Genomic DNA, 8,599 nt, shown 5'->3' on the forward strand with positions numbered 1-8,599 from the left:
GAAAATAAAGAGATAAGATTACTTAATAAGCTCTAAAGCCTCTTGAATAGTAATATATTGGTCGTTGTAGAAAGACACCACAAATGCATCGCCAAAGCCTTTTTTAGCCATTTCCTCTTTTAACTTAAGTGCAGATTTGTAGTCGTTGTAACTTCCGGTTACATATCTACTTAAACCGGTGGTTGTAATTTCACGTTTTACATTTCCAATAGTTTTGTACTTGGCTTGCATATCAGAAGGAGGTTCTCCTTTATAAATACCTACTTGTACTTTAAATACAACCAAACCTTTATTGAATGTATTTACGGCAGGTCCCGGCTCTGACAAATCTTCCTTAACTACCTTTTTAGGGTTAGCAGGTGTAGCACCTTGGCTAACCAAACTTACTCGGCTTCCGCCCTTGTAAGCAGTAATAAACGCCCCTTTATAGCCTTGTGTAACAATCTCTATTTTCCTAGCAGCAGCTTCTGCAAAAGTAGAGTACGCACCTGCCATGTACTTGTACAATCCATCTTCGGTTTTAATCTCCACTAAATCGGTTATACCCGGAAACACATTTGCAGAAAGCTGTTTTCTATATGCTCCTAATTGCACCCTAAACACAGGTTCATTGGTATTTATATTTGCGGTAGGAATACCTCCATTAGAGCTTCCTGCTTGATTTTGAGACGAGCCTGCATAAGATGAAGATGCACCGGCAGCCAATTCCTTTTGATATGCCTCATAACTTGCAGCTGTTTCTTCTATGTATTTTCCATTCATAAAATAAACAACCTTAGGATTCATCATACTATCCTGAGGAACTTTCTCTTTTCTAATCATTGCCTCGGTAAAGTTCTTGTATTTTCCTACTGTGTAAGCAGTAGAAGAATCGGCTAAATTGGTCGTAATTACATCTTTTATACTTAAAAACTTAGTCATTAATTCAGGCTTGATTCCGGATTTGTAGGCTCCAAGCAAAACAGTATATTCTCTCTTCGGAATACCAGTAAATCCGGGTATCATACTTCCATGCTTTTCGTATTCCATAGAAGCAAATAGTCCGGTTGAATCTAAATAAATATTACGCGCGAGTAATAACATTGAATCTGTTAATTGAACGCCATCCATATTTACAAACGAGCCCGGAGGTGTTTTCAATTCTTTGTCAGCATAATTATAAACACCATCATTATCATCGTCAAATGGACATCCTTTTGCATCAACAGGCACATTTAAAGGAGTATTTGCACACGAATCGTTTATATCTAAAACGCCATCGGCATCTGTATCTTCGTTCCAAATTGCCATAAAATCAACTCCATCAAAATGATTTGCAGGCAATGTGTCTAAATCACTGCTTGGAAGAAAATCTAAGTTATAGGAAAGTGACGCGGTAGAAAATAAAAATTTATCTTTTTGCTTATTGCCTTGTCTTGAGCCTACACTTTTATCTGATATTCCATCTATATAATCTGTGAAGGTAAAATGCATGGTTGACCCAACACGTAAATTTACTTTTTTTGATAAATGCATTAAAAATCCAACACCTACCGGAACTGCGAAAGAGCGCTCAGGATATTTCCCAAAACCATCTGCATTTTGTTCTCTAATGTCTGTTTCAAAATCGTAATCACGTTGAAGAATAACGGTACCGGCTGTATTTGTAGTGCTTGCTTCATCTACATTTCTAATAGAACCATCCGACCAATAATAATAGGTATTACCATTTCTATCTTTTAAATCGGCTTTAGATAAAAATTCAAATGATTCAAATCCTGTAAATATGTATGGGCTAAAAGCTCTGTCCTTTTTAAGAAAATGGTTGAAGTTGTACATTACACCAATTCCACCTAAACGGATATCAGATGTAAAATTTAGATTTCTATCCGTTAAGCGCTCGTTTGCAGATAGTTTTCCAATGTTTGTGTATAAATTTATGGTAAATGCCTTATTGATAGGTTGTGTAAGCATTAGCTCATAACCTATTCTACTTGTTAATGGATTCTGAAAATGTTTTTCGTATAAATCCCCATAAAATGAGAAAAGCCCAACACCCAATGATATGGTGGGTTTAGGAAGTGGACTATCGTCTGTTTGGGTTTCAGGAGACTGACCAAACAGAATTATATGTAAGAAAAAAATGAATACAAATGAAAATGTAAATTTTCGCATCATACGAAAAAAATGTCTTGTTTAATTTTACTCCACTAATATAAACTTTTAATTAGTATTTTCAATATTAGTGAAAAACAAAAGCTTATTATTTATACCACTGCTGACTAGTAATCATTAATGCTTCTTGCACAGTAACTCTTTTACCTTGATTATAAGCAGTTACAAATGGCCCCACAACACCTTTGTTTCTAATTTTTTCGCGATGGTCTCTAGCAGACTTGTATTCATTAAATCCACCAACAGTATATTTTACCCACCCCTGATGATTCTCGATATTAATAGTTTCTGAAATACTATAGGTCTGTTGAAAATAGCTTGTAGCAACATTTCTGTGTATTGCACAAATTTGAACTTTGTAATTAACTCCGTTTGGCGATGCAGGAACCGTAGCGTTGGATGCAGTTGGCGTTGTTTCTTGTGCAGTTGTTGCTGTATTATCAGCAGCAGCATTGTTTGTAGCGGGAGTTGTATTTGTAGTAGTTGGAGTTTCCGCAATAGCGTCAGTACCGCTAGACATATTGTTTACATAAACAGGCGATGCTTTGATAAACGCCTTTTTAGTTTCGTCATTCTCTAAATAAGAAAAAACTCCATCAATATTTTTTTGAGCAACTAAATTAGGACCAACGGTTATTTTATATACAACTCTTACTGTTTCCGTTGCAGGAAGATTTAACCAAACAAATTTTGCTTGACCATCTGCAAATGAAAAATTAGCTCCGGCCGACTCTATAGCAGACGCAACCAATCCATCCGGTATATTCTCCTGTAATTTTGCAAATCCTGAAATTGTTTTTTTATCAATTATAACTTCTACGGTAAACTCTCGTTCTGCTTCTGATGGCATTTTTCTTTCTGTTACAACGTCTACAGGTGTTGTAGAGGTTGCAACATTAGCATAGGTTGCTGTAGTTTCTGTGCTAGGCGTTGGTGTTGTTTGAGTTTCTGTTGTAGCAACCTTTTGCTGACTTTCTGCAGGAGTCTCGGTATTTGCAGGTGTTTCTATAGTTGTTGGTTGAGAAGGAACAGTTTCGGTTGGTGTAGTTTCTGTAGTTGTTGGTGCAGTTGCTGCAACAGGAGTTGTAGTAACTCCCCCTTTCTTTTTCTCTAAGCTGTATGCAGAAAGATCTGTTTCATCCTCAGTAATGGTCATGGTATTTTCCGGAATATCTACAGACAATTTATTATTATCTGACACATAGGAGAATTTGCCTTTTATTGATTTTGTACCAACGGCATCATCACCAATTTTTACCAAGTATAAAATTTTAAATTCTGCTTCTGCAGGAAGGCTTGTCCAAATAAATTTTGCAGATTGATTGGTAAAGGTAAAAGAGGCTCCTTGTGTTTCTATAGGAGTAACTTCAAATCCTTTAGGCCATTCTTGTTGTAACTTGGCAAAACCTGAGGCACTGCCTTTAGTAATTACTACTTCAACCACGAACTCTTGTCGTAGTCCTGCTATGGAAGGAATATCGGCTGTTACAGAAACAGGTTCTTCGAAAAATAAATTTAAGAAGAATAATCCAACCAAATTGATGGAGATTAAGATGTACTTTATCATACGCTATAGTTTATTAGTGAACGTTTTACCTAACCCTATTCGGGTTGGTAGAACTGATACACTATATAACTATAGCAAAAGCAGCCCTACCAACCTTATTGACGCAGATAAAAGGCAATCATCTGTTGAATTGCTTCAACACTTAATTTTGATTTACCTGCGAAAAAGTCGTCTAATGCCGATTTCATTTCTTCGGCTGTAAAAAATCCATCTTTGTTTTTGTCGTAATCTCCGTATTGGTATGATAAGTTGGAACGGTTGATACCTGAATCGTATTCAGCCATCTTTTGTTCGAATTTCAATTCGCTTATTGCAACTCCATTATCATCTACAAATGCTCCACGTTTTGTGTTTGGCTCTTTGTCCATATAATCAGGCACTCCATCTAAATCATCGTCCTTAGGACATCCTCTTGAATTAACCTTCACCCCTTCTGGCGTATCTAAGCATTCATCAATTGCATCTCGGACACCATCGCCATCGCTATCTAATTTGTCTATTGCTAAAAGATCTACTCCTTGGTATATAGGCGCATCTACTACTTTGAGCGGAAAGCTATATATAACCGAGAAGCCTGTGTGCAAAAAGGCATCATTACCTTTTTTAGAAGCATTATTATCTATATAATCGGACAACACTAAATTGTAAGTAACAAAAGCATTTCCGTGCCAATTTTCATTAAACTGAAAACGAGAACCTAATGTTAATGGGATAGTAATAGTTGTTTTAGGATAACTTGTAGCTGAATCTTTTAATTCTGTTTCGTACTTATAATCGCGTTTTATGGTATTCGATTCGAAATAATTGCTTGTAGCTTGCGATTGATCTCTGATTGAGCCATCTGTCCAATAGTGGTATGGATTCCCGTTAGCATCCAGTAAATCGCCTTTCGGATTGAATTTTAGCATAGAAACACCAACACCAACATAGGGAGCGATTTCAGAGCTGCGTTTAATTACTCTGTTATCGTCCAAATGGTAATATCCAGCTATTCCTATTTGGGTAATTGGGGATTCAAAATTTAAATTTTTAGCAGGGTCGTTACTTCGCTGACTTAGCGCTAGTTTCCCGACTAACAAATTAAGTCCAACGCCAAAAGGTGCGTTAAAACGCTTTTCGACATTTATGTGGTACCCGGCTCTGATATGGCTGTACTGGCTAATTGCATCTCCTTTATTGAGGTCTCCGAAATACACAAGTACTCCGGCACCTACACCAATGGTAGGCCACTTGCTTTCAACATTAGCAGTGTCTTCAGGGGCAACTGTTTTAGGATTTGTTTGATTTGTAGTGGTTTGTGCAATCACAATTCCACCAATGTTTGTTATTATTAGAACAAACATCAACTTTTTGGCTAAACGCATAGCTGTGTTGATTTTGGTTATCAACACAATAATAACTAATATTTGCGATAAAGTTGTCATGCCTATAGAAACAAATCTAGTATATAGACCTGTTGATTCTTTGTTAGTAAATTGTTAATTACAAACATTGACTTGTTAATAATCACAGTGTAGATTAACCTGTTTTCACCTACAAAACAGGTGCACAATTTGATGAAAATAAAAAAATGAAACACCTCAAAATAGCTGTATTTTCAGCATTCTTACTACTTTTAAAATTTTCTATTGCACAAACCGGCATTGCTGTTTTTCAATTAAAAAAATCGGATAGCTTAATTCAGAATTTTGTTAATGCACATTCTATTCCTGGAGCAAGCGTTGCAATTACAAAAAAAGGAAATTTGGTTTACAACAGATCATTTGGTTATTCGAACATAGCCAGAACAGACAGTTTAAGACCATACCATAAATTTAGAATTGCAAGTATTTCCAAACCCATTACCTCTATTGCTATTTTTAAATTAATAGACATGGGTCTGCTAACACTTGCAGATACTGTATTTGGGAGCAACAAAATAATTACCGACACCTATTATTTGAATGCAATATCAGACAACAGAATTTTTTCGATTACAATAAAACAACTTTTAGAACACACCGCAGGATGGGACAGGACGCAACCTTGCGATACTTTTTCTTTTTGCGACCCACTTAGCTTTCCGCTGCACGTAACAGCTTCGTTGGGAGAACCCAACCCGGTAGGAGATTCAACACTCATTAAATTTACGCTTCAAAAAGGATTGAACTACACTCCCGGAAGCACTTTTGCTTATTCGAATATGGGCTATTTAATTCTAGGAAAAGTGATTGAAAAAATTTCGGGTAAAAAATATATAGATTTTTTACAAACTGAATTATTCGATCAACTGGGTATTTGCGACATTGAACTAGGGAATACGATTTTACCAAAAGAACGAGAGGTGCAATACGAAGCGTACGACTCTACCTTGTCATGCTATGGCACTAATCAAAAAGTACCATGGCAATACGGAGGTTGGAATTTAGAAGCCATGAACAGCCATGGTGGGTTAATTGCAACAGCAGAAGATTTAGTAAAACTAATTGTTGCGGTTGATAGCTACACCACGTTTCCGGATATTTTAACAAGTCAAAGTATTTTACAAATGCGAACACCATCTACTACTAATCCATTTTATGCAAAGGGGTGGGAAGTTAATCCTGCTAATAACTGGTGGCACACAGGAAGCTTAGATGGAACTGCAAGTTTTATTGCACGCACATCAGGAGAATATACCTGGAGTATTTTATTAAACGCTAGACCTTATTCCAGTCCAAATTTTTGGAATGATTTGGATGCACTTCCATGGAATTGTATAAACACGACAACTGTTTGGCCTACACATAATTTTTTCTCGCCTTCGATAAATGTTTCATCTATTGCTACGTTGCCGGTGTCCGGTACATCTGCAAAAATAAAATGGATAAATGGAAACGGGACCGGACGTCTTTTAATTTGTAGCGAAGATTCGTTAGTGAAAACATATCCACAAAGTGGAATGTTTTATTATGCTAGCGATACATTTGGCAACGGATTTCAATTTTCGCCCAACACGTTTGCTGTTTACACAGGCAGTAAAGATTCGGTTATTCTAAAAAATTTAAACCCAACTAAAAATTATTTCATACAGGCGTTTGAATATTCTCAGAATACAATTACAGGAAATAAAATAATTTACAAAATTAGTTGCGCAGAAAATGCTACATTTAACTTACTGGGAGCATCTTCAAACAATCATCTCTCTAGCACTAATTATCTTGTTTATATTTCGGAGAATTACTTAACAGTGAAACTTAATAAGCATCCAACGCCTGTGCACATTAGAATATACGACCAGCAGGGATGTGTAGTTATGGATACGGAAATTAGAAATAGTGAAAACAACTACACTCTAATAGATTATAAAACAGGAATATATTTTGTAGAGCTGTTAGACAAATCTAATGTTAGATATGTAAAAAAAATATTTCTAAGTAACTAAGTACATTTTAGATAGCTTCAAAATACAAAAACTCTTTTCTTAAACTTTTTTCATCAATTGTTCAAAAAGTATTTTTACTCCTTTCGATGCGTTTTCTTTTACAATGGCAATATTTAGATTTTTCTTTATAGCAACATCACTCGGATCAATCAAAAATATCGGAACATTGGGCATTACAAAGTCTATCAATCCTGCAGCAGGATACACTTGCAAAGAAGTTCCTATCACAACAAAAACATCTGCCGTTTGAGCAATAGACTGCGCCATTTCCATTTTAGGCACCATTTCTCCAAACCAAACAATATGAGGCCTCAACTGAGAGCCTTTTTCGCAAGTATCGCCCAATTTCATCTCCGGTTTCGTTAATTCATAAATCAACCTATCATCTACAGTACTTCTTGCCTTCATTATCTCCCCGTGCAAATGCAGTACTTTTTTAGAACCTGCTCGTTCATGCAAATCGTCAATGTTTTGGGTAATAATATGAACGTCAAAATATTCTTCTAACGCTACCAATGTTTTATGTGCCTCATTAGGAGCCGCAGCCATTACCTGTGATCTTCTTTGGTTGTAAAAATCAAGCACCATTGCCGGATTTCGTTGCCATGCATCAAAAGTAGCTACATCGGTTATTTTATAGTTCTCCCACAAACCATCACTTCCTCTAAATGTTTTTATCCCACTTTCTGCACTTATTCCCGCACCTGTAAAAACTACTAGTTTTTTCATTTTTGAATGGCTTTTATTAATACTAAATAAGGCAAAAAGTTAAAACATATTTTTATATTAGTACAAAGTGATAATTATATGGATAAGTTTAGAAAAGAAGACGCGTTAGATTACCACTCGCAAGGGCGACCTGGAAAAATTGAAGTAGTACCAACAAAACCGTATAGTTCGCAAAGAGATTTATCTTTAGCCTACTCTCCAGGTGTGGCAGAGCCATGTTTGCGTATTGAACAAAACAAAGAAGATGTTTATAAATACACTGCCAAAGGCAATTTAGTAGCGGTTATCTCAAATGGCACAGCGGTATTGGGGTTGGGAGATATAGGCCCGGAAGCATCCAAGCCCGTAATGGAAGGCAAGGGATTGCTATTTAAAATTTTTGCAGACATAGATGTGTTTGACATTGAGGTGGATACTAAAAATGTAGATGAGTTTATACAAACCGTAAAAAACATTGCACCTACTTTTGGCGGAATAAACTTAGAGGATATTAAAGCCCCGGAATGCTTTGAAATTGAGCGCAGACTAAAGGAAATGCTCAACATTCCTATCATGCACGATGACCAACACGGAACCGCCATTATATCTGCAGCAGCACTTATTAATGCATGCGAAATTGCAAACAAAAAATTAGACAAAGTAAAAATTGTGGTAAATGGTGCAGGTGCATCTGCTATATCGTGTGCTAAACTTTACATTGCTGTTGGAGCTAAAAAAGAAAACATTGTAATGCTAGATAGCAAAGG

At 36.2% G+C, this 8,599-nt stretch carries 6 protein-coding genes; 2 read left to right on the forward strand and 4 right to left on the reverse strand.

Annotation, left to right across the window (positions count from 1 at the left end; all coding sequences use genetic code 11):
* Window positions 1–18 precede the first annotated feature (18 nt).
* The 3 genes from J0M08_12870 to J0M08_12880 form a co-directional block, all read right to left on the reverse strand.
* Window positions 19–2,157: an SPOR domain-containing protein gene (locus J0M08_12870; protein ID MBN8703952.1), complete on the reverse strand. Its 2,139-nt coding sequence runs from the start codon at window positions 2,155–2,157 to the stop codon at window positions 19–21.
* Between the two features lie 85 nt (window positions 2,158–2,242).
* Window positions 2,243–3,721: a hypothetical protein gene (locus tag J0M08_12875; protein ID MBN8703953.1), complete on the reverse strand. Its 1,479-nt coding sequence runs from the start codon at window positions 3,719–3,721 to the stop codon at window positions 2,243–2,245.
* Window positions 3,722–3,816: 95 nt separating this feature from the next.
* Window positions 3,817–5,085: a hypothetical protein gene (locus J0M08_12880; GenBank protein MBN8703954.1), complete on the reverse strand. Its 1,269-nt coding sequence runs from the start codon at window positions 5,083–5,085 to the stop codon at window positions 3,817–3,819.
* Between the two features lie 206 nt (window positions 5,086–5,291).
* On the opposite strand from J0M08_12880, the gene J0M08_12885 reads away from it, so the two are divergent.
* Window positions 5,292–7,124: a serine hydrolase gene (locus J0M08_12885; GenBank protein MBN8703955.1), complete on the forward strand. Its 1,833-nt coding sequence runs from the start codon at window positions 5,292–5,294 to the stop codon at window positions 7,122–7,124.
* A 39-nt stretch (window positions 7,125–7,163) separates the two neighbouring features.
* Here J0M08_12885 and J0M08_12890 read toward each other — a convergent pair whose 3' ends face one another.
* Entirely contained in the window at window positions 7,164–7,853 is a 690-nt protein-coding gene (locus J0M08_12890) for an NAD-dependent deacylase (GenBank protein ID MBN8703956.1), read from the reverse strand.
* A gap of 78 nt (window positions 7,854–7,931) precedes the next feature.
* On the opposite strand from J0M08_12890, the gene J0M08_12895 reads away from it, so the two are divergent.
* Window positions 7,932–8,599 (forward strand): NADP-dependent malic enzyme (locus J0M08_12895; protein ID MBN8703957.1); only part of this gene is annotated, 668 nt, incomplete at its 3' end.

It is taken from the genome of Bacteroidota bacterium, assembly GCA_017303975.1.
Classification (GTDB): Bacteria; Bacteroidota; Bacteroidia; order JAFLBG01; family JAFLBG01; genus JAFLBG01.